Below are 21,340 nucleotides of genomic sequence, written 5' to 3'. Positions count from 1 at the left end.
CGCAGATGATGCCGTTTTGAAAGCTCAAAAGGGCATCTGCTGCGACTCAGTTGGGTCAGCGGTGGAACTTACTGGTTGCTGACGTTGTCCTTGGCCGTCTGCGCGCGGTCCTGGACATCGGCGGCTGCTGCCTGGCCTTCGTCCTTGACGTTGGCGGCGGCTTCCGTGGCGCTGTCCTTGACGTTCTGCATTGCGTCCTGCGCTGGCTCGCGCAGGTGCTCGGCGACTTCCTGGGCAGCGTGGCTCAGCTCATCGGTCAGTGGCTGGGCTGCTTCCTTGACGGCCTGGGCTGCTTCGCGCTCCTTTTCAGAGGCCGGGAACAGCGAGGACACCAACAAGCCTGCTCCGAACGCGATCAGGCCAGCGGCGATAGGGCTGCCCTGGGCCTTGCGGGTGATTGCCTGCGGCGCGTCACCGATGTCCGATACGGCCCCGGAAACGGTGCCGGCCATACCGGAGACAGCGTCCCCGGCCCGGTGGGCAGCGTTGCCTGCAGCGTCACTGACGTCGTCGCGGGCGCCGAACACAGCGGTCTTGATCTTGTCCACCCTGCGGTTGACGATGTGCGAAGGCGTGACCTTGTCAGCCACGGCGTCAACGTTGGTACTGAGCCGCCGGCGAGTTTCTTCGATATCGGCGCGCAGGGCGTCGGGGTTCTGCGTCATCGTGTCTCCTCAGTGTTCGGTTTCAAAGCGGGGGGTATTTCTTTGACCGTCTCAGCGGTCTGGGGCATGCCCTTGATGGTGTTCAGTTCCTTGCGGCCCTTGGCAGCCAAAACGGCTGCGACGATTCCCCAGATGACCGCGACAATTACAGCGGACCATCCGAGTCCAACAAGTTGGCCCAAGGCCCACCAAAGAGCAATGGACAAGAACAGCACGGTGATGTGGCCGGCGTATGCAGCTCCGCCCAGCATCCCTGCGCCCTTGCCTGCCTTGGTGGCGGACTCTTTCAGCTCCGCCTTGGCCAGCTCCACTTCCTGGCGCATCAACGTGGAAACATCACGCGTCAGGTCGCTCAGGATCTCGCCGAGGGGAAGGGTTTCCGCCTTCACGTGGGCTTCTGTGGGGGGCAGATCGGCGGGACTGCTCATCGGGGTCCTCCGTACTGCGGGTCATCGGGATCAAGCGGTCCGGCAAGCGGGTCGCCCTGGGCCTTAACTCCGCCGGCGTCAGTCTCCGGGTATGGGAGGGTGGATCCGTCGTAGCCACCGGTGGTACCGGCGTCGTATCCGGTGGTGGTGGCTGAACCGTATCCAGCGGTGGTGGCCGTCGGTCCGGGAAGGTCCACGGCGGGAGGAGTCACGGCACCGCCCTGCGTCGGGTAGTAGACAGCTCGAGGCGTCTCAGTAGTGGCTGGGGTGGCGTTTGCTGAGGCTGCGTCGGAGGCGTTGCCTGCCATGCCCCGGCCCAGACGGCCGGCGAGGACGCCGGCTCCTGCAGCCAACAGCAGGAACGTTCCTGGCTTACGGCGGGCGAAGCCCTTGACTTCATCCAACAGGGAACCGGGATCCCGGCCTTCCAACCACTGGGCAACAGAGGAGGAACGCTGGGCTGCCTGCTGGACCAGGTCCGTCGCCACACCACCGTTTTCAGTCGAGTTGGCCATGGTGGAGAGTTCGTCCGAGATAGACCGCAACCCTTCGGCCACCCGCTGCTGCTGTGCTTGGGCCTGATCGGCCAGCTCGCCCTTGGTCTGCGTGAGCAGTTGGCGGGCATTCACCTTAACCTCGTGGGCAACATGCCCGGCTTCGGTCTTGGCGGTGTCTACAACTCCGCCGGCGGCGTCGCCTACGGCACCGGCCACGCCTGCGGCTTCTTCCTTGGCAGTATCCACCTTGCCGGAACTGGCGGAGCCTGTTCCGGAGCCAGTGGGGGTACCACTGATGCCGGTGGTACCAGCCGTTTGGGTCTCAACGTCGGCTGAATCCAGGTAATTTCCCGTGAACGGTTCGGTGCCTGCATGGGCACCGGTGGTTGGCGCCGCGAAGCTTCCGTCCTGCGGCGATTTGCTCTCAGTCATTATCGCTCTCTTTCCACAGTTGGCAGGCTGCGGACAGCAGCCGGGATAGTAAGTATCGTTACTATCAATGGGTGTGTACCCGTTTGCGGGGGTTCTAATCACCCAATCGAACGAATTGATGTCCCTGCTCACGTTCTGCGCTTTCGGCTCGACAGCCGGGACCATACCTGCGAATGTTGGGGTGATGAGCCAACTGCCCGCGAGGCGACGGCTGATTCCCGCGCTTCGAAAAACTGTCACCCGCCACCGACTCCTGTTCGCTGCCAAAACGGCCGCTGCAGCAGGCCTCGCCTGGTACCTCGCGCCCTTCATGCCCGGCTCCGCCGCTGCGTACCCGTACTACGCGCCCCTGGGCGCCCTGGTCAGCATGCACCCCACTGTTGCCGACTCCGCCAAACATGGGCTCCAAAGCCTGGCCGGGCTGGTGTTGGGCATCGGCATGGCCTTCGCCATCACCACCGTGGCCGCACCGACCGCCTTGGCCGTTGCCCTGGTGGTTGGACTTGGCGTTCTCATTGGCGGTCTCCCACGGCTGGGGACAGCGTCCGAATGGATCCCCATGGCGGCGTTGTTCGTGCTGGTGCTGGGTGATTCCAACGCCGAAGGATTCTCGTTTGCCTACGTTCTTCAAATGGGGTTGGGGGTTGCTGTCGGCTTCGCCGTGAACTGGCTCGTGTTTCCACCCCTGCACCTTGACGACATTGATCCCGCGATCGCCGGACACCAGGGAGCATTGTCCCGTCAACTGAAGGACATGGCCGAAGCCATGCAGGAGTCCTGGCCGCCCAACCACGAGGCTTGGGCCAGCCGCAGCGATGATCTCTCGCTCACCGCCGCAGCTGTGCGGACTGCCGTTCACCAGGCAGAGCTGAGCGCCAAAGCGAACCCCAGGTCCCGCCGTCGGGCAACCCGGATCCCCGGCGACCTCGCCGGATTAAGGACCCTTGAGCGGCTCACGTTCCACGTCCAGGACATCACCGATGTCCTGGCAAGCGCCATCTGGGAAGAAGGTGCAGGGACGGTCATCCCCGACTCAGTAGTGGGAAACCTGGCTGAATCCTTGGAAGCGGTAGCCGCAGTGATCGATCGCTGGCGGGATGCAGAGTCCGGGGAACTCGCCAACCGCCTGGCCGCAGCGAAGGACAGCATCTCTGCCCTCAGCGATGCTGTAGCCGGCGCTGCCGCCGATCATGCACCGGTGAACGCACCGGCGTCCGTCGCCATGAGTCTCCGCCGGATCCTCACGGTAGTGCTGACGGCCGAGTAAGGGCTAGCGCGGATGCAGTGGCGGCGAGGCTTTACGGCCCTTTCCTGCACCGATCCCGTCGAGCATTTCCGCCAGTGATTCCAGCGAGGAATGCTTGGGCGACCAGCCCAGGAGACCATGTGCCCGGGAAGTGTCCATGATGGGCGCATTGGCTGCCATATCCACCCACCCGCCGTCCGTCGCCTGCAAACGGAGACGCCAACTGACCTCGACGGCGGCGCGAAGCACCGGAAGCGGGAACGGCAGCAACCGCCGGGCGTTGAAAATCCACGCCAAGGCGTTGGGGTCGATCACGGGTTCTGCGGCGATGTTGAAGGCACCTTCGGCCTTGCGCTCCAGCGCGCGCCAATAGGCGTCGGCGACGTCGGCGGCGTGTACAGCCTGAAACACCAGTTCCTTGGGAAGAGCCAGCAGCGGCAACCAGGGCTTGCGGGGAACCAACCGCGGCAGCACCCGGCCCAGGAAGTACCGGCCTACTTCGCTGCCTGCCCCGTCGCTGAACGTCAACGCAGGACGAAGACGGGCCACCACGATCTCCGGGTTCTCCTTCGCGAAGCTGTCCAGGATCCTCTCCTGCGCGGCTTTGTCCGCACTGTAGTGGGACGTGCGGATACCCGCCGCCGGCCAACCCTCCTTGGTCCGCTGGTCCTTGGGTGCTGGTGAATAGGCACCCACGGACGAAGCACACACAACGTGCCCAACCCCGGCTTTCCGGGCTGCGGCCAACACGTGGGCCGTTCCCGCCACGTTGGTCCGGCGAAGCAGTTCGCGGTTGTGGTTCGGCTGGATCAACCAGGCAAGGTGCACCACGGCGTCGGCTCCGGCCAGGGCAGCTTCCAGCGCAGGCTGGTCCTTGCGATCGCCGATATCCACAGTCTGCCACTCGACCCCTTGGTAGGGAGGCGCATCCTGGTCGGGCTGCCGACGGACAATGCCCACAAGGTCAAGGTCTGCTCCTTCTTCCGAGCGCGCAGCCTGGAGCCGCTTCAGGACTTCGGTGCCAACGTGCCCGGTGGCACCGGTGATCACAATACGCATGGCATTCTTCCTTAGGTTTGCGGACCGTCGCCCGTAGCGCGGATGCGCTCCAGCACGGCTGTTGTGGAGTGCTCGGCCACGTAGTCCAGGATGGTCACGGTGCCGCCATAGCGCTCCACGGCCACGGTTTCCTGGAGCATCTCCGGCGTGTAGTCGCCGCCTTTGGCGTAAATGTCGGGCTGCAGGAGGTCTATGAGCGGTATGGGAGTGGGGGTATCAAAAACGATGACATGGTCCACGCAACTCAGGGCAGCGATGACTGCCGCACGGTCAGCTTCATGGTTGACCGGCCGGTCCGGGCCCTTGAGCTTCCGCACCGAAGAATCACTGTTCAGGGCGACCACCAATACATCACCTAACTGCTTGGCCTGGTTGAGGTATCGGGTGTGGCCGCGGTGAAGGACATCGAAGCACCCGTTGGTGAGCACAATCCGCTTACCCTCCCTGCGGTGCTCCTCCACCTGCCGCGCCAACTCGGCGTCCGTCAGTGCTGTATCCGCAAAGCCCCGGAGGTGCTTGGCGAGTTCGTCGGTGGTGCAGACGGAGGTGCCTGGCCGGTGGACGACAACATCTGCTGCAGCCTGGGCCAGATCCACGCTGGTGGTCAGCGGCAATCCGGCAGCACGGGCAATGGTCAACGCGGCCACGAAGGTATCCCCGGCGCCCGAGGCCTGTTTTTCCGCCTGGGGTCGCGCCCACGTTCGGTGGGTGGCCGGCTCCTGGGAGGTGCCGCCGGGGCGAACCGTCAGCGTGCCCTCCCGGTCCAACGTCACGACGACGGCGCCCGCACCTGAGGCGCGAAGGAGCTGGTCTGCGTGGGCTTCCACGAAGGGGCACCTGGCAGCGCCTCCGGGCAACTCGGTCCCAAGCAATCTGGCCGCTTCCTGGGCGTTTGGGGTTGCGAGGTCAGGTTTGAGGTCGGCCCACTGTCCGGGATAGTGGGCGTCCACTACCACCAGGATGTCCTGCCGAACCACTGCTGGGGTGGCTTGCCCGCCCTCACTCCCCGGCCCCAAATTTTCAAGAATGGCCTCGCGCACAGCTCCTTCCAAAGCACCCGCCCCGTAGTCGCAGAGGACCACGGCGGATGAGCCGGGAAGTGCTTCGGGAATGGCATCGGCCATGTGGCGGCGGCCTTCGGCCGGAAGGTCGGTTGCCGAGTCATCCAGCCGCAGCATGACCTGCCCGCCACTGCTCACCCGGAATTTGGTGGTGGTGGTCATCGCGGGGTGCGAGACCACATGCGAAACGTCCACCCCTGCCGAGCGGAGCTGGTCAAGGAGCGTGCGGCCCGCAGGGTCCTCTCCGATCAGCGAAATGAAACGAACCTCCGCCCCCATCGCAGCGAGGTTCATCGCCGTGTTGGCGGCTCCTCCCGGGGCGAAGTCGCGGCGCTGGACCTGGACAACGGGAGCCGGGGCTTCGCGGCAGAACCGCTCAATGGTCCCATCCCACCAGCCGTCCAGTATGGAATCGCCGATCACCGTCACAACAGGACGTTCCTCGGCCAAGCGGCCTGGCAACCAGTCAGCCATGCCTTCTTGATTGGCCAGGCCTTCTTGATTGGATAGGCGTGCCATGGGGTACCTTCCGGTTGGGCGACAGTTTCCTGTTCCCCTCAGGTACCCCGCGGCAGGCGCTTCACACGCCCGGCCCGGGAGTTTCCGCCACCCTGAAGAAGGAATTGCTCATGAATCTTCCTCCCAAGCCCGGCGTCGGTCCCGTGCTGGAAATGTTCAGCGACGTGAAGCGGATTGCGGTCCTCAGGGGTGGCGGCTTGGGCGACCTGATCTACACCTTCCCTGCCCTCCACGCCCTCAAGGAGGCCTACCCTGGTGCCACCATCACCGTCCTGGGCACACCGATCCACGCGGCAGTGGTTGCCGCGACGGAAGGTCCGGTAGACGACGTCGAAATGCTGCCAGTGACGCGGGGCGTCCATGACGGTCCCCGCAACGGCGAGCGCTTCGAGGATGATGCTGGGGACGTCGCGGCGCAAGAGGCCTTTTTCGAGGCCATGCGTGCCAGGAAATTCGACATCGCGTTGCAGATGCACGGCGGAGGGCGCTTCTCCAACCCTTTCCTGCTCCGCCTGGGCGCCCGGCATACCGTGGGCACGCGCACCCGGGACGCGGAACGGCTGGAGCGGAACCTTGATTACGTCTACTACCAGAATGAACCGGACCGCTGGTTGGAGGTCGCAGGCCTGGCCGGCGCTCCGTCGATCGTCGCCCCTCCCCTGCTCCCGACGCTGGAACATCAACGGAACATTGCGGGTTTCAAGGACCATCAGCGGACATCGTTGGTGGTGCTCCATCCGGGTGCCACCGATCCGCGGAGGCGGTGGCCGGCATCGTATTTTGCTGAAGCGGCGGCAACCTTAGTGCGGGAAGGTGCGCAAGTGTTGATTGTGGGCGACCGTTCGGAGAAGGCGCTGACGCAGGAAGTGTCCGAGCTCGCGGGCAGGCAACTGGCGGAGAACCAGCGGCAGGCCGTGCGCTCCGTGGCCGGCGAACTGGAGATCGGAGACTTGGCGGCACTCCTGGGTGAAGCCACGGTGATGCTCGCCAGTGACAGCGGTCCCCGGCACCTTGCCCAGGCAGTGGGGACCCCGACGGTAGGGATCTATTGGGTGGGGAACGCGTTCAATGCGGGCCCTCGAGGGCGGGCCTTGCACCGCGTCCATATGTCGTGGGCTACGCAGTGCCCGCGCTGCGGAGCGGACGTGACCCAGGTGGGATGGACGGCACCGCACTGCGGCCACGACGACACCCTCATCGAGGGCATCGCCGTGGCCGACGTTGTTCAGGACGTGCTGGACCTTACGGCCACGAGCCTTCTTCTGCGGGGCAGATAAGCAGCTCGCGGACTTCGCTGCCGAACGGCTGCGAGAGCGCGAACACCACTGCCTGCGCCACATTGGCGGGATCGTTCAGTTTGGAATCGTCCTGCGGCTTGTACTGCTCATCCCGATCATCGAAGAAGTGGGTCTTCATACCGCCCGGGATGATGGTGGTGACGCCTATGACTCCCCCGGTTTCGGCAGCCAATGCGCGGCTGAAGCCGATCACACCGAACTTCGAGGCGCAGTAGGCAGTGGCATCCGGCAGTGCCCTCAAACCCAGCGTGGACGCAATGGTGATGGCCCGTCCGCGGGATTCCTTGAGGTACGGCAAGGCCGCCCGGACTACGGACACCGTGCCCAGGAGGTTCACGCCAATGACCTTTTCCCATTCAGCGGCAGGGACATCGCCCAACTTGCCGCAGCGGTCGATGCCTGCCGCGGTCACCACGCCATCGAGCCCGCCCAGGGTGTCGGCGGCCTCCTTGACGGCGGCTTCCACTGCTTCCCGGTTGGAGACGTCCACTTCCAGGGCTTTGGCCCCGGAGACGTTGCTGACATCGCGGTCGAAGACGAAGGGCGTGCCACCGGCGTCGCGGATGGCTTCCACGATCGCAGCGCCAAGGCCGGAGCCGCCTCCAGTGACGATGACGCGACCAGGTGTTTGCGTGTTCATGCGGTTCCTCTCGGTTGATCGGTTGCTTGGGTGCTTGGGTGCTTGTTCTCAGCTGACGGTGTTGTTGTCAGCTGACCTTGGCCAGGGCTGCAGCCAGGCCGCTGGTGGAGCGTGCCGGCTGGAAGGGCACAGTGACGCAGCGCCCTCCCCAACCCGCCACCAAGCGGGCTTCCGGCAATTCTTCGGGGGTGTAGTCGCCACCCTTGACCCAAATATCGGGCCGCAGTTCGGTGAGGCAGGCTTCGGGAGTGTCCTCGCCGAAGACCACCACGGCGTCGACGCATTCGAGTGCCAGCAGCAACTCCGCGCGGTCCTCCACGCTGACGATTGGCCGGTGTGGACCCTTGAGCCGCCTGACCGATTCATCGGAATTCAGGCAAACGATAAGGCAGTCGCCCATGCCACGCGCGGCGGCCAGCGTCCGGGCGTGACCGGCGTGGAGGAGATCGAAGCATCCGCCCGTGGCCACCACAGTGCCTCCTCCGGCCCGCACCGCCCGAGCCAGCTGGACACCATCCGGGTCAAGGTCGTCGGCTCCCACGAGTTCCAGACCTTTAAGCTCGACGACGGGGCCGGCGTCGGGCGCTTCGGTCACCACCGCCAACGCCGCCGCTCCACCCCCTGCCAGGAAGGCGGACGCATCCTCCACTGCCCGGGCGGCGGCCTGTGCGAGGTCCATCCCTGATCCCAAGTGCACGGCAAGGCTGCCGGCCAGTCGGTCGCCGGCTCCACAGGGGTCGCTGACGTTGGTTCTGGGGGCGGGGATACCCTGCGCGGCTCCGGCTGACATCAAGAGCGCCCCGTCCGCACCCCTGGTCACCAAAACGGCGCTGCTTCCCCATCTTTCGAGCAGGTACCGGCCTGCTTCCCCGGCACCCGTGGACGGTTCCAGTCCGGCCGCTTTCGCCGCCGCGATGGCCTCGGCAAGGTTCGGCGTCACGACGGCGACGCCTTGCACGGGCTCGGAACCGGCAGGATGCGGATCCCACACCACGGGGACGTGGCGTACAGCATCGGCGAGCGCGGCACGGATCTCGGTGTTGGCGGTCATTCCCCGGCCGTAGTCGGCCACCACAATGGCTTCCGCCGAGGCGATGGCTGCGAGCATCTCCCCCGTGCTGGCGGGAACAGGGGCGGGGGCGCACCCTTCGTCGAACCGGACCATCGGGTGTGTCCCGATCCGTACCCGTGTCTTGGTGGGCGTGGGGGCGAGCGGGACTCCGGTGAGCACAGACACCCCGGACAGGGCGCGCTTGAGGTGGCTGGCGCCGTCGTCGTCCGATAGTGCGGTGACCAGCGAAACGCTGTGGCCGTCCTGGGCCAACACGGTGGCCACGAGCCCGGCGCCTCCTGCACGACGCCGGATGTCTCCGACGTCCACCACCGGTACCGGCGCGTCGGGGCTGAGCCGGGTGGCTGCCCCGTTGATGTCAACGTCCAGAAGGACGTCGCCTACGACTGTGATCCTCATGGTTGCCCCGCCCCGAAGGAGCTTGAACCTGCGCGCTGGGCGACCTCGGCATCGAAGGCCCGGCACACTGCATGGATTGCGATGAGGTGGCCTTCCTGGGCGTTGGCGGCGATGGCGTCCACGGTGATGGCTTGATCGCAGGCATCGGAAAGGGGGTTGGGGCCCGGACCGGTGAGAGCCCACGTTGCGATGCCGCGTTCCCTTGCCGCACGGGCGGCTTTGAGCAGATTGGGGCTGCGTCCGCTGGTGGAGAGAAGGAGAAGCACATCGCCCGCCCGTCCATGTGCCCTGACTTGCCGGGCGAAGACTTCCTCGTAGCCGTAGTCGTTGGACAGTGCGGTGACGGCGGAGGACTCTGCGTGCAGGGAGATGGCGGAGAAGGGCGCGCGTTCTTCGTCGAACCTGCCCACCAGTTCAGCTGTCAGGTGTTGCGCCTCAGCAGCTGAGCCGCCGTTGCCTGCCGCCAGCAGTCGTTGTCCGGAGAGCAGCCTGGTGGCGAGTTCGGTTCCCCATGCGGACAGGCGCCCGGACTGCGAGCGCAGCGACTCCAGCGCTGGCAGGACGTTGTCCAGGTGTGTGGTGACTTCAGCGGTGTGGGTAGGGTCGGTGACGTTGGGTACCCAGCGCGCCTGGACAGTGGTCGAGGTGCTGGACCCGGTGGTCGCAAGGCCTTTGATCATCACAGCGCCGTTCCTTCCAATGGTTCCAGGACTTGCTCGGATTGCCGGGACAGCCCGGCCGCCAGGACGGATCGGTAGGCTTTCTCGGTGTCGGCGGCAACGCGTTCCCAAGAGTAGCGGGAGCGTGCCCGGCGAGCGCCCGCCCGGCCCATGTCGGCGCGCAGCTCCGGGTCGGCCAGCAGCTTGCCGAGTGCCTCGGCGAGGGCTTCCGGATCACGCGGCGGGACATGCAGCCCGGTCTTTTGGTCGACGACGGTCTCCCGGAGTCCGCCCACTGCAGCCGCAACCACTGGCACTCCGCAGGCCATGGCCTCCAACGGCACAATGCCGAACGGCTCGTACCAAGGCGCACAGACCACGGCGTCGGCGCTGCGGAAAATGCCGGGCATCGCATCGCGTGGAACCTGCCCGCGCATGGTCACTTTGTCCTCCACCCCGAGTTCCTTCGCCAACGCATGGAGCCGTTGGGCTTCCGGGTCTTCCTCAAGTGTCAGGGCGTCGCCGGAGCCACCAACGATCAACAGCTCCACGTCCTTGAAGCCTGCCTCAGCGAGGATCGGGAGGGCCTGGATCACCGTGTCCACGCCCTTCCGTTGCACGAGGCGCCCTACGCTCAGGATGCGATGCGTCCGTGACTTGGGTTCGGCGTCGGAGGTTCCCGGGAACAGCGTGAGGTCCACGCCGCAGGGGGCAATGGAGACCTTGGACCGGCTGATGCCCAGGGCTTTGAGCTCGAAGACCTCGTCGGGGCACGTGGCGATGATCCAGTCAGCTGTGCGGCCAACCCAGGGTTCCAGCCACTCCCTGGCCGGCGGGCTGGTGTCTGCGGACCCTTGATGGCGGCGCTTCACCGAACCCAGGGCATGGAAGGTCTGCACTACAGGCACGGGGTCTGGTGCTCCGGCGCGCCGGGAGGCCTGGATGGCTGCAAGGCCGGACATCCAGAAGTGCGCATGGACCACGTCCGGCAACTGGCCGGCCCAGTCCGCGCAGATCCCGTCCGCCAGCGCACCCATATACGGCAGCAACCCGTCCTTGGGAATGCGGCGGGCAGGGCCGGCGTCGACGTGGACCACGGTGAGTCCCGGACCAACCTGCACCTTTGCGGGCAGGTCCGGATCGTCCCGCCGCGTGTACACCGTGACCTGGTGGCCGCGATCAGCAAGGCTTGACGAAAGCGCGGCCACATGGACGTTCTGCCCGCCGGCATCAACGCCTCCCAATGCAGCCAGTGGGCTGGCGTGTTCGGAGACCATGGAGATTTTCATGGGTGCGTCCTCTCAGTGTCATGGCTGGCTTCTGTGTCATGGCTGGCGAAAGCCGTACCGGGTTGCGGACGGCTTCCTCCGTGGGTGTGCTGGGGCAGGTCGGCCAAGAGTTCGTCCCAAGCCCGAAGAAACCTACCGAGTCCGTAGCGCTGCAAGGCGGCCTCACGGGCGATGATCCCCATGGCGTACGCGTCGTCGGGGTCGTCCAGCAGCCGCCGGGCGAACTTTTGGAGGTCGTCGACGTCGTTGGAGACGAGGCCTGCGCCATGCGGTACGGCGCGGCCCGCCTCGGTGGTGTCCAGTGCCAGCACCGGCATGCCAAGATGCATGGCTTCCAGCAGGGCCAACCCCAACGACGTCCACCGCAACGGATGCAGGTACAGGCGGCAGCGGGCCAGTTCCTGATGGAGTTTGGGCGCCTGCACGTCACCGGCAATGTGGAGCCGTTTTTCGCTAAGACCAAATCCCTTGAGATTCAGTGCTTCCGGCAACGCCTCCGTCCCCATGCCGAACACCCGCAGCGGACCCACGCCGGCGAATCCGAGCAGGAGGTCGGTTCCCGTGACACGGCCACGCCTGACGGGTTCGTTGACCACCACGCCCATCTCTACCTGTTCGCCGGTGTACAGGTGCCCGGGGTCGGGGATGCCGTGCTCGATCACCGTGGTGGCCGCCGAGCCCGTGTCCCAGAAGAGCTGGTTGAAATGAGTCACATGGACCACCGGGATGCTGCCCTGGTCCGCCAAGGGATGAAGCGTGAACGGGACGTCGCCCTTGGGAGTGTTGTGTTCGAGGTAGACGGCTGGGAGGTCGTGGCCCGGACGCCGGCCCAGCGTGCGGGCCACCGCAGTGATCTCCTCGGGCCGTTGGAGGACGACGGCATCGACGCTGTCCGGATCGAGCGTCTCCAGGTCAACTTCCCGGGCGGCAGCGGGCCACTCACGGCCCCCACGCCCCAAACCCCACGCGCCGCCGTCGGACGATGTTGGCAGCAGGTACTCATGCCGGCCACGGACGAATGCCTCCATCCATCCGCCGTGGACATGCCACACCAGGATCCTCATGGTTTCCACACCTTCCGACGAGTGGACAGTGACGACACGCCTCCCAGGAGCCTTTCAACAGCTTCGACAACCTGTTCCGGGGATACCGAGCTCAGGCAGGGATGCCCGGGAACAGGACAAATGCGTGCGCGGCTGTTCCTGCAGCCCGCTTCCTGGTCGCCGAGCAGCTCCAGCGGAACGCCGTAAGGTGCCCAGCGGATCGCAGGGACTACGGGTGCGAACAGGCAGACCACCGGCGTACCCACCGCTGCAGCCAGATGGGCGGGACCTGTATTTCCGGTCACCACGACGGCGGCACCGGCAAGTACCGCTGCCAGCGTCCGCAGGTTGGTTCCGCCGCCGAGGTTCCTGGCCGAAGGTCCTGCCACCGTTGCGGTGAGGGACGTTTCCCCGGGACCTCCCGTGACCACCACACGATGCCCGTATGCTTCGAGCAGTTCCACGGTGGCGGCGTGGTGGAGGGCCGGCCACGCCCTGGCGGGTGCTGCGGCTCCCGGGTGGACCACGATGTACGGGCCACCTTCAGCCAGTTCGTCCGCCACGCCGCCCGGGTCCGCCCCCGGAGTGATACGCAGTTTCCCGTCGTCGCCGTCGGGAAGAACGTAGCCACCGGCCTCAGCGATGGTGAGGGCACGGACCGCTTCCGGCTGGTCCTCGGGGAAGTCTTCGCCGGGTTTGAGCCGGACGTCCAGCAGGGAGCCTGCATAGTCCGTGGACGCACCCGTGATCTTCTTGACGCCTGCCAAGCGCAGGAGGAGTGCGAGCGGGAGGGGGGATTGGTGGAAGGACGTGAGGATCAAGGCTTCCTCGATGCGGGAATTGCGGACAAAGTCGATCAGCCGGCGGGCCGTCGTTTCGGTTGCAGGGGGTGCGGGGTTCACGATCCAGGGGCAGGCCCAGGTGTAAACCTCGGTGACTCCGGGCAGCATCTCCGCCGCGCTTGACCCTTCGGGACCGCAAAGCAGGACCACGTCGTTTGGGCGGCTGCCATCCGGCCTGTTTCCGTTGGCCACAGCACGCAGGGCGGGTCCCGAAAGGAGGACGTCGCCCATGCTGTCCAGGCGGGCTACCAGGATCCGGCTCATACAGGGGTGTCCTGTTCTTCCGGTACCCCGGAGAGAAGGATCTCCACCGCGTGGCCAAGATCCACGGCCACATTGGCCGCAGCCTCAATCTCCTCGTGCAGGGTGATCTCCGTGGGCACCAACACACTGCGGGCACCAGCTGCCGCGGCTGCGTCCATGTCAGTACCGATGTCGCCAACATAGGCAGCCTCGGACGGTTCGATGCCCAGGGCATGGCAGGCAGCCAAGATCATGCCCGGCGCAGGTTTACGGCATTCGCAGCTGTCCTCGGGCCCGTGCGGACATACTTGCCACACGTCGAACGGGCCCAACAACTGTTCCACCCGCTGGTTGACGGCGTCCACCTGGTCCATCGACAGCAGCCCACGGGCAACGCCCGACTGGTTGCTGAGGACCCCTGTGGCAAGCCCTGCCCTGCGCACTTCTTCCAGCGCCGCAAGGGCGCCTTCCATGGGCCGCACCAGCTGCGGGTCGCCGTTGTAAGGCACGTCAACCACCAGCGTTCCATCGCGGTCAAACAGGACCGCCTTCAACGTTCCGGTTCCTCCCATACCCGCAACGTTCCCCGGTTCTCCGGACGCTAAACAGTGCGGCGGTGAGAAGTTTCGTGCCGCTAGACTCCTAGCGGGAGGCCACCATGAATACAGCTGAACGCAACGATCAACCTCTTTTGCTTGCCCTGCGCGCCTTGAAGCTCGGTGACCTTTTGGTCGCAGTTCCGGCGCTTCGAGGCCTGCGGCGGGCCTTTCCCGAACACCGCATTCTGTACGCTGCACCGGCCTGGATCGCCGAGGCCCTGGAACTGGTGGGCGGCATCCATCACTTGCCTACCCCGGGCCTCGACGACCCCCTGACCGTCCCGCACGGGGCCGTGGACATTGCCGTGAACCTGCACGGAAACGGCGCCGAGAGCCGCCTCCGGATCGAGGAACTGGGGGCCAACCGGGTGGTCGCGCACGAGGCACCCGGGATCGATGGGCCGGCCTGGACCTCGGGCTTGCCTGAACGCGAGCGCTGGACCCGACTGCTCAACTGGCACGGCATCGAAGCCGACCCCTTGGACTACCGGTTGAACCTCCCCGCTGTCCCTTCGTCGCGCCCGGGAGCCACCGTGATCCACGTGGGCGCGGCTTACGGCAGCCGGCTGTGGCCCGTGGATCGGTTCGCGGACGTGGCGGCGGAACTCGCGGCAGCCAGGCACGACGTAGTGCTCACTGGTGGCGCGTCGGAGCGCGGGCGCGCTGAGCAGACAGCCGCGTTGGCGAAACTCAAAGGAGCAAACCTCGACGACGGCCTGCTGGCCGGGCGGCAAGGCCTTGCCGAGTTCGCGGCCACCATCGCCGAAGCGCGGTTGGTGGTATCCGCCGATACCGGTGCAGCGCACTTGGCGTCCGCCTATGGGCGCCCGTCCGTGGTGCTGTTCGGCCCCGCCCCCGCGGAAGAATGGGGACCGCCGCCCGGACCGCACAAGGTGCTGACCGCCGTCGAACTCCGCCGCGGTGATGTGTTCTCAGCCGATCCTGATCCGGCGCTTTTGGCCGTCAGCGTCCGCGACGTTGTGGACGCCGTGGAGAGGCTGGGTACATAGGGACCCTCTTCCGGCGGTAACGCGGGTTGTGATCATCGGATTCTAGGGTGCAGTCCCGTCCTGCAAATGGGCTTGTTCGTCCAGCAGTTGGGTTTGAAGGGAAACCAGGATCTTGGACAGCTTGCGCGATACCTGCATTTGCGACATCCCCAGGGCCTCGGCGATGGTGGACTGCGTTTCCTCGCGGTAGTAGCGGCGGTAGAGCAAGTGCCGGTCCTCGGCGCTCAGTCCGCGGATGGCGTTGCGGAGAGCCAGCACGTCCTCGAGGCGGTCCGTGGGGCACCCGAAAGCCGAAAGCGAGCCTTGGAGGCCCTCGCGGCCCTCGGATACTGGAGCATCCAGGGAATCCGGGCGTTTGCTGGTGCCGGCCATCAGTGCTTCGCGCACCTGGCACGGCTCCAGGGCCAGGTCCTGGGCCACTTCCTCGGGCGTTGGCGTTCGTTGCAGAGTTTGGGTCATTTCCTCCGTCCGCGCCAGCACTTGGCGGCGGACATCCTGAATGGTACGCGGAGGGCGCACCACCCAGCAATGATCGCGGAGGTAGCGTTTGACCTCGCCGGCGATCGTGGGCGCGGCGTAGGCAGGGAAACTAACGCCTTTTGATTCGTCATAACCCCGCGAAGCCTTGATGAGGCCCATGTATGCGACCTGCCTGACGTCGTCGAGGTCGTGGGTGTGGGCCGAGTACCTGGAGGCAATGGACTTGGCCAGATTGAGGTGGTCCAGGATCAGGCTGTCCTGAAAGCTTTGCTGGATGCTCCCTTGCGGTGCGTTGGCGGGGGGACGTGAGGGGACGTCAAAGCGCGGGATCTGTCGCATGGGGCTTCAATCCTCTACCTGCTGGTTAGGTGAGCCCACGGCAAGACTCTTTAAAAAGAGAAGCACACTTACTATTAGCTTTCAACGGGGTTAGGCTCAAAAGGTAGCCGCGTCCACCGAATCGGAGATTTACATGGAAGAACCACAACTCGCAGAGCCGAGTACGGTCCTGTCCGATATTCAGGATTTGCTGCTGGGCACGCCTGACGTCGAGGCGTTCCTTGAGGAGTTGGCCCGGCACTCAGCAAGTATCTTCAGCAGCCCTGACCACGAGGTTTACTGCGGAATTACGCTGATGCGTCACCGCACAGCCGGCACAGTGGCCAGCAGCAGCGAACGTGCACGGCAACTGGATGAGGTCCAATACGCGTTTGCCGACGGGCCCTGCCTGCATGCCTGCCGCGAGGGCACCCAGGTCCATATTCCCGACTTTGAAAAAGACGACACCTGGCCGGAATATAACGAGGCCATCACCGACCATGGCCTTCGTTCCGTGCTTGCGGTTCCCTTCCCACTGCCGGACGACACAGCCATGGCGGGTCTCAACCTGTACTCCGACCGCCCCAACGCTTTTGACCAGGCAGCCGTGCAGCGCGCCAACGACTACGTGGGGCAGGCCGCCAAGGGCCTTCAGCTGGCCATCCTGATTGCCCAGCACAGCCAAACCGCCGCCAACCTGCGGGCGGCCATGGAGTCCAGGACCGTGATCGACATCGCCACCGGGATCATCATCGCGCAGAACCGCTGCACCCAGGAGGAGGCGATGGAACTCATCAAGAAGGCCTCCAGCAACCGCAACGTCAAGCTCCGGGTGGTTGCGCAAGCCATTGTTGAGTCCGCCGGCGGAGGGCCGGTCCAGACGGTGTTCAAGTAGTTCAAGTAGTTCAACTTGTTCTTGTACCTACGGGGCGCTACCCCTGCATGGCTCCGATGATTGCGCCCATCACCGTGAAAGTGACCACGTTGTAGCTGCCGTTGATGGCAAAAAGTGTGAGGCTGCGGCGCTCGAACAGGTAATTAACACCCAAGGCTGTTGCCACCCATCCCAGGCCCGCGGCCAGCCCGGCAAAGGTCCCGAACATGAACCCGGCCCGGCCGATGAACGCAGCCAGGACAACGGCCATCACAGCCGCCAGGAGGAACGAGCCCACAAAGACGCGAGCCGTCCCGGACTTCAACTGTTCATCGCCCACCCCGGCCGCCTTCTGCCACGGTTTGGCGAACAGCAACGAATACCAGAGCCCACCCACTACGAACGTGGCCAACGCAGCCAACAACACAGCGAGCCAATTGATCTGAACGTCCATCAGTGTCCTCTCCAGGGTGAGCTGTTCCTGAATGGACAGTACGCCCGGTCAAGCTCGCGGTCTTGTAAAAAACCCGCAGGCTATCCGGCTACTTCCTCGAGCGGGATAAACGTGGCATATTCCGCCCCGTAGTTCTGCACCACCTGAAGGTATTCGGTGGGGGTAAAACCACTGAAGCGCCTGAAAGACCGGATCAGATGAGGCTGATCGTAGTAATCGGCCAAGTGAAGGAGTTCCCGGCCCGGGATGGAGCCCATAGGCAGGGCTGCCGCCTGGTTCACGAGCCTGTTGAACCGGCACACGTCTGAATAAGCCTTGGCCGTGGTCCCACAATCCCGCATCATGATGCGCTCCAGCGTGGACGCGCTGATACCCAATCCCGCAGCCACCACGCTGATTTCGACGTCCTCTTTAGCAAGGGTTTCCACGGCGTGCATTGTCCGGGGATCGGCCGCGTACCCCGGCCTGAGCTGCGCTTCCAGAAAACTTGCCAGTGCCGCGAAGGCCTCTTCAGGCCCTGCGGTGGTCAGTTGAGAGCGGAGCAAGGAAAAACCAGGAAAGATGCTTTCAGCATCCACCACCCGGTTCTGAAATTCCGACGGCGGCCGGTTGGTAAACGCTGCCAGTCCATAGGGAGCCAGACGGGCACCAATGTTGAACAGCTGGTCCGGGTTTTCACTGATGACATAACTGCGTTGCAGGCCTGCGTAAAAGCCCGTGGAAACTTCAGTTGCGCCGGCTTCCGACAGGGTGGGGGCTGTTCCACCCTCAGGCGGGGTGATCAGCCTGTACGGGTCAGACAGATTCAGAATCAGGTGTGCCGAAGGGCCGGGGAGAATCTTCTCGTACCGGGCCTGAGGCTGAGCACGGACAAACCACAGCTGGGTAACGAACGGCTGCAGTCCGGGCGGCGCGGGGCACTCTTCATAGAACACAGCCCCAGTCTAGGTACCCCGCCGCCCGCTAATGCGCAGTTACAGCAGGCCGCGCAGAACCAAGGCTGCGCCGTCGTCGAGCACTGACGCGGTGACCTCGTCCGCAACGGCGAGTACCTCGTCGGGGGCCTGGCCCATGGCAATGCCCCGGCCTGCCCAGGTGAGCATCTCGATGTCGTTGCGGCCATCACCGACGGCCACCGTGTTGGCCCGGTCCGTGCCGAGCTTCCGGCGCAGGGCTTCAAGGGCGCTTGCCTTGGTGACACCTTCCGCGGCGATGTCCAGCCAGGCTGTCCAACCCACCGAGTAGGTCACGCCGGAAAGTCCGATGTGCTTGATGGCCTCGTTGAACTCATCCGAGGTGTTCTCGCTGCTGAAGACCACCACGCGGACCGCGGTGGCATCCAACATGGTCTGAAAGTCCACGCCGATGGACTCCACACCGAAGCTGGCATCCTGGAAGCGCTCGGTGGAGAGGAAGTTGCCGTCCTCGTCTTCCAGCGCGTACTTGGCGTTGGGCAGCCGTTCGCGCAGGGCCTTCAGAGCCGGAGCGGGATCGAAGGTTGCCTTGTGGATGATCTCGTAGCCCTTGTCCAGCGAGGGATCCAGTCGAAGTGTCACGCCGCCATTGCAGCACACTGCGTAACCTCGCTCGAGGCCGATCTGTTCAATAATGGGCAGCGTCGCGTTGAGTGAGCGGCCCGTGGCGATCATGACGTCGTGGCCGCTGGCAACCACTGCCTGCGCAGCAGAGCGAACGGCTGGTGACATGTGGCCGTCGTGGTCAACCAAGGTGCCGTCAACGTCCAAGGCGACCATGAGGTTGTTGTTGTTATTTGGCTGGTCATCGATGCCAGCAACTGGAGTATCAGTCAAAATAGTCATGCTTACAGTAGAGCAGACACTTCCGACACTGAACTAGGACCGGCGCCACAGCTGTGGATTAACGGACGGTGAATCATTCGGATGGTTCCACATTCCTCCCCAGGATCACGAGTTGCTGGGTGGCCCGGGTCATGGCGACATAGCGGTCCACTGCACCTTCCATGCCTGCGCCGAACCCGGCCGGGTCGATGACAACCACCAGGTCGAACTCGAGACCCTTGCATGATTCAGGCGTGAGCCAGCTGACGCGGTCCAGTGTGGGCTTCGTTGCCACGGCGTCCGGCTGGCTGACGACGCAGGCCGTGCCCTCCGGGTTCTTGGCGAGCCAGACTTCCAGGATGGAGTTGAGCTCCTGAGCTTTCCCATGGACCACGGGGATGCCACTTTTGCGGACCGATGTGGGGACGTTGGCGTCCGGGAGGGCCGCCCTGATGACCGGCGCAGCTTCCGCCATGACTTCTTCCGGCGTGCGGTAGTTGATGCTGAGGCTGGCCACGGAAATGATACCCAGGCCCACCCGCTCCAGGCGTTCCTCCCAGGTCTCAGTGAACCCGTGCCTGGCTTGGGCGCGGTCCCCCACCACCGTAAAGCTCCGCGACGGGCAGCGAAGAAGCAGCATCCGCCACTCAGCGTCGGTCAACTCCTGGGCCTCGTCCACCACAATGTGCGCGAACGGTCCTGCCAGGACATCGGGATCAGCTGCGGGCACCGCATCACGGCCCACCAGTTTGTCCCGCATGTCATCGCCCCGCAACATGTACATCTCCAGGTTTTCTGAGTCGTCAGCTGCAATCAGGTCATCTACCACCCGATCCATGAGCTCCCGTTCCGCGGCCAGCGCCGCTTCCTGCTTCCGCCTGCGTCGGGAAGCTTCAGGGTCGCCCAAGCGTTGGCGGGCTGCATCCAAAAGCGGCAGATCCGCCGTCGTCCATTCCTCCGGGTCTTGACGCCGCAGTACCGCCCTTTCATCAGGCTGCAACCATGGTGCGCACAGCTGCAGATAGGCAGGCACACGCCAGAGGTCGGCCACCAGCGCCCCGTAGGAGAGCAACGGCCAGGCCTTGTTGAATTCCTCCTGCAGCCCCGCGTTGTGGGCCAACATCCTCCGGAGCAAGCCCGTGGGAACATCGCGCTCGGCCACCTTGTCCATGAGGATTTCCAGCAGCGCCTCCCACACGTCGTCGCGTGCCTCGTTGTGCGGGGTGCCGGGCTCTGCGGCATCGAAGGCCTCGGCCCAGTCTTCGGTGCTGAGCCAGATGTCGGCGTACGGCGTCTCAACCTCCATGCCCCTGGACGGCGGCGCCTCGTAAAACCTCACGGCAGCCTCAATCGCCTTCACCATCTCAACGGACGACTTGAGCCGGGCGGCGTCGGGATCACTTTCGACGACGGCCGTGGCACCTTCCGGGACCAGGTCCCGCAGCGTGCAGGTCTGGACTCCCTCTTCGCCCAGGCTGGGAAGAACATCCGCAACGTAAGCGAGGTAGGGCTGGTGGGGGCCGACGAACAGGACATCGCTCCTTCGATGGTTACCTCGCTGGCTCAGCCGAGGGTCCGAATAGAGCAGATATGCCGTGCGGTGCAGGGCGACCACGGTCTTACCGGTACCAGGACCGCCGTCGACCACCAGGGCACCCCGCGAGCCTGCCCGGATGATCTGGTCCTGGTCCGCCTGGATGGTCCCCAGCACGTCCCGCATTCGAGCCGTGCGGCTGCTGCCCAAACTGGCGATGAAGGCGGATTGGTCATCCAGTGCAGCGTTACTTTCCAAGCCATCCGCCGTGAACACTTCGTCCCAGTAGTCACTGATCCGCCCTCTGGTCCAGCGGTAGCGGCGGCGACTTACCAAACCCATCGGGTTGGCGTGGGTCGCTCCGAAGAAGGGCTCCGCTGCCGGCGAGCGCCAATCGATCAGGAGCCTGCGGCCTTCTGTGTCATTGAGTCCCAGCCGCCCTATGTAGGTGGGCTCCGGATTGTCAGCGGTGACCATACGGCCCAAGCAAAGGTCCAGTCCGAAGCGGTTGAGAGCCCGCAGCCGCGCGGTGATCCGATGAATTTCCTGGTCCCGGTCCAGGGCCGCCTGGCCCCGGCCGCCGGGCTGCTTTCGCACGGCATCGAGACGGTTGGACAACTCCGTGAGGGATTCTGAAAGGCTGGTTGCGATGGCTTCAAACTGCTGCTCATCGCTGCCGATCAACATGGGCACGGCCTTGCGGGCAAGGTGCTCCGGCAGGGCGAATGCCCTGGTTTTCAGGGGGCTGGTTTCGGGCATGGCACGAGTCCCTTTTCTCTGGGCGATGGGGTTCGTGGATCCATTGTTCGGCATGCAGGGGGCCTTGCCGCAAGCCCCCGGGTGGGTTATAAATTGAGTATGGAAGGGATCATTTCCCTTC

General features: G+C 64.9%; 21 protein-coding genes. 4 read left to right on the top strand and 17 right to left on the bottom strand.

The features are described from left to right. Window positions 1-68 precede the first annotated feature (68 nt). The 3 genes from ABQM86_RS01355 to ABQM86_RS01345 are packed head-to-tail and all read right to left on the bottom strand — an operon-like array spanning window position 69 to window position 2,022. Complete coding sequence (locus ABQM86_RS01355) at window positions 69-665, bottom strand: DUF3618 domain-containing protein (RefSeq protein ID WP_207595724.1); 597 nt, start codon at window positions 663-665, stop codon at window positions 69-71. After that, complete coding sequence (locus ABQM86_RS01350) at window positions 662-1,093, bottom strand: phage holin family protein (protein WP_207595723.1); 432 nt, start codon at window positions 1,091-1,093, stop codon at window positions 662-664. Before ABQM86_RS01350 ends, ABQM86_RS01355 begins: the two co-directional genes overlap by 4 nt. Next, window positions 1,090-2,022 (bottom strand): hypothetical protein, encoded by a 933-nt coding sequence (locus ABQM86_RS01345; RefSeq protein ID WP_369745758.1) that lies wholly within the window; start codon window positions 2,020-2,022, stop codon window positions 1,090-1,092. Before ABQM86_RS01345 ends, ABQM86_RS01350 begins: the two co-directional genes overlap by 4 nt. Before the next feature lie 184 nt (window positions 2,023-2,206). On the opposite strand from ABQM86_RS01345, the gene ABQM86_RS01340 reads away from it, so the two are divergent. Beyond that, entirely contained in the window at window positions 2,207-3,289 is a 1,083-nt protein-coding gene (locus ABQM86_RS01340; protein WP_337340216.1) for an FUSC family protein, read from the top strand. Between the two features lie 3 nt (window positions 3,290-3,292). Here the strand turns inward: ABQM86_RS01340 and ABQM86_RS01335 are convergent, their stop codons facing one another. Further along, complete coding sequence (locus ABQM86_RS01335; RefSeq protein ID WP_369745757.1) at window positions 3,293-4,327, bottom strand: NAD-dependent epimerase/dehydratase family protein; 1,035 nt, start codon at window positions 4,325-4,327, stop codon at window positions 3,293-3,295. A gap of 11 nt (window positions 4,328-4,338) precedes the next feature. Beyond that, window positions 4,339-5,907: a D-glycero-beta-D-manno-heptose 1-phosphate adenylyltransferase gene (rfaE2, locus tag ABQM86_RS01330; protein ID WP_369745756.1), complete on the bottom strand. Its 1,569-nt coding sequence runs from the start codon at window positions 5,905-5,907 to the stop codon at window positions 4,339-4,341. A gap of 110 nt (window positions 5,908-6,017) precedes the next feature. On the opposite strand from rfaE2, the gene ABQM86_RS01325 reads away from it, so the two are divergent. After that, a complete protein-coding gene (locus tag ABQM86_RS01325; protein ID WP_369745755.1) occupies window positions 6,018-7,184 on the top strand; it encodes a glycosyltransferase family 9 protein in 1,167 nt (388 codons plus the stop codon). Here the strand turns inward: ABQM86_RS01325 and ABQM86_RS01320 are convergent. The 7 genes from ABQM86_RS01320 to ABQM86_RS01290 all read right to left on the bottom strand — a co-directional run bounded on the left by ABQM86_RS01320 (window position 7,150) and on the right by ABQM86_RS01290 (window position 13,964). Beyond that, window positions 7,150-7,845, bottom strand: a complete 696-nt coding sequence (locus ABQM86_RS01320) for an SDR family oxidoreductase (protein WP_207595718.1) — start codon at window positions 7,843-7,845, stop codon at window positions 7,150-7,152. The genes ABQM86_RS01325 and ABQM86_RS01320 overlap by 35 nt on opposite strands. A 67-nt stretch (window positions 7,846-7,912) precedes the next feature. Beyond that, entirely contained in the window at window positions 7,913-9,316 is a 1,404-nt protein-coding gene (locus tag ABQM86_RS01315) for a PfkB family carbohydrate kinase (RefSeq protein WP_369745754.1), read from the bottom strand. Further along, window positions 9,313-9,996: an SIS domain-containing protein gene (locus tag ABQM86_RS01310; protein WP_207595716.1), complete on the bottom strand. Its 684-nt coding sequence runs from the start codon at window positions 9,994-9,996 to the stop codon at window positions 9,313-9,315. The genes ABQM86_RS01315 and ABQM86_RS01310 overlap by 4 nt, the downstream gene beginning before the upstream one ends. Beyond that, entirely contained in the window at window positions 9,996-11,264 is a 1,269-nt protein-coding gene (locus ABQM86_RS01305; RefSeq protein ID WP_207595715.1) for a glycosyltransferase, read from the bottom strand. The genes ABQM86_RS01310 and ABQM86_RS01305 overlap by 1 nt, the downstream gene beginning before the upstream one ends. Further along, entirely contained in the window at window positions 11,261-12,328 is a 1,068-nt protein-coding gene (locus tag ABQM86_RS01300; RefSeq protein ID WP_369745753.1) for a glycosyltransferase, read from the bottom strand. Before ABQM86_RS01300 ends, ABQM86_RS01305 begins: the two co-directional genes overlap by 4 nt. After that, on the bottom strand, window positions 12,325-13,413 hold the full coding sequence (locus ABQM86_RS01295; RefSeq protein WP_369745752.1) for a glycosyltransferase family 9 protein: 1,089 nt from the start codon (window positions 13,411-13,413) through the stop codon (window positions 12,325-12,327). Before ABQM86_RS01295 ends, ABQM86_RS01300 begins: the two co-directional genes overlap by 4 nt. Beyond that, window positions 13,410-13,964, bottom strand: coding sequence for a D-glycero-alpha-D-manno-heptose-1,7-bisphosphate 7-phosphatase (locus tag ABQM86_RS01290; protein ID WP_369745750.1), 555 nt, complete (start codon window positions 13,962-13,964; stop codon window positions 13,410-13,412). The genes ABQM86_RS01295 and ABQM86_RS01290 overlap by 4 nt, the downstream gene beginning before the upstream one ends. A gap of 86 nt (window positions 13,965-14,050) precedes the next feature. Between ABQM86_RS01290 and ABQM86_RS01285 the strand changes: the two genes are divergently transcribed. Beyond that, the gene (locus ABQM86_RS01285) at window positions 14,051-15,001 is read left to right on the top strand and encodes a glycosyltransferase family 9 protein (RefSeq protein ID WP_369745749.1); all 951 of its coding nucleotides are present in this window, start codon (window positions 14,051-14,053) and stop codon (window positions 14,999-15,001) included. 42 nt (window positions 15,002-15,043) lie between these two features. On the opposite strand, the gene ABQM86_RS01280 is transcribed toward ABQM86_RS01285, so the two are convergent. Further along, window positions 15,044-15,820, bottom strand: coding sequence for a sigma-70 family RNA polymerase sigma factor (locus ABQM86_RS01280; protein ID WP_207595710.1), 777 nt, complete (start codon window positions 15,818-15,820; stop codon window positions 15,044-15,046). Between the two features lie 133 nt (window positions 15,821-15,953). On the opposite strand from ABQM86_RS01280, the gene ABQM86_RS01275 reads away from it, so the two are divergent. After that, complete coding sequence (locus tag ABQM86_RS01275) at window positions 15,954-16,694, top strand: GAF and ANTAR domain-containing protein (protein ID WP_207595709.1); 741 nt, start codon at window positions 15,954-15,956, stop codon at window positions 16,692-16,694. Between the two features lie 37 nt (window positions 16,695-16,731). On the opposite strand, the gene ABQM86_RS01270 is transcribed toward ABQM86_RS01275, so the two are convergent. The 4 genes from ABQM86_RS01270 to helR all read right to left on the bottom strand — a co-directional run bounded on the left by ABQM86_RS01270 (window position 16,732) and on the right by helR (window position 21,219). Then, complete coding sequence (locus ABQM86_RS01270; protein WP_337340208.1) at window positions 16,732-17,127, bottom strand: DUF1761 domain-containing protein; 396 nt, start codon at window positions 17,125-17,127, stop codon at window positions 16,732-16,734. Between the two features lie 80 nt (window positions 17,128-17,207). Beyond that, window positions 17,208-18,062, bottom strand: coding sequence for an AraC family transcriptional regulator (locus ABQM86_RS01265; RefSeq protein ID WP_280625700.1), 855 nt, complete (start codon window positions 18,060-18,062; stop codon window positions 17,208-17,210). A gap of 39 nt (window positions 18,063-18,101) precedes the next feature. Then, window positions 18,102-18,947: an HAD family hydrolase gene (locus ABQM86_RS01260; protein WP_337340207.1), complete on the bottom strand. Its 846-nt coding sequence runs from the start codon at window positions 18,945-18,947 to the stop codon at window positions 18,102-18,104. A 73-nt stretch (window positions 18,948-19,020) separates the two neighbouring features. Further along, window positions 19,021-21,219, bottom strand: a complete 2,199-nt coding sequence (gene helR, locus ABQM86_RS01255; protein WP_369745748.1) for an RNA polymerase recycling motor ATPase HelR — start codon at window positions 21,217-21,219, stop codon at window positions 19,021-19,023. Window positions 21,220-21,340: the final 121 nt, after the last annotated feature.

The sequence above is a fragment of the Paenarthrobacter sp. AMU7 genome (genome assembly GCF_041200195.1).
Lineage (GTDB): Bacteria > Actinomycetota > Actinomycetes > Actinomycetales > Micrococcaceae > Arthrobacter.
The sequence above is the reverse complement of the archived record's forward strand: the minus strand, read 5'-3'. Positions and strand labels throughout refer to the sequence as shown.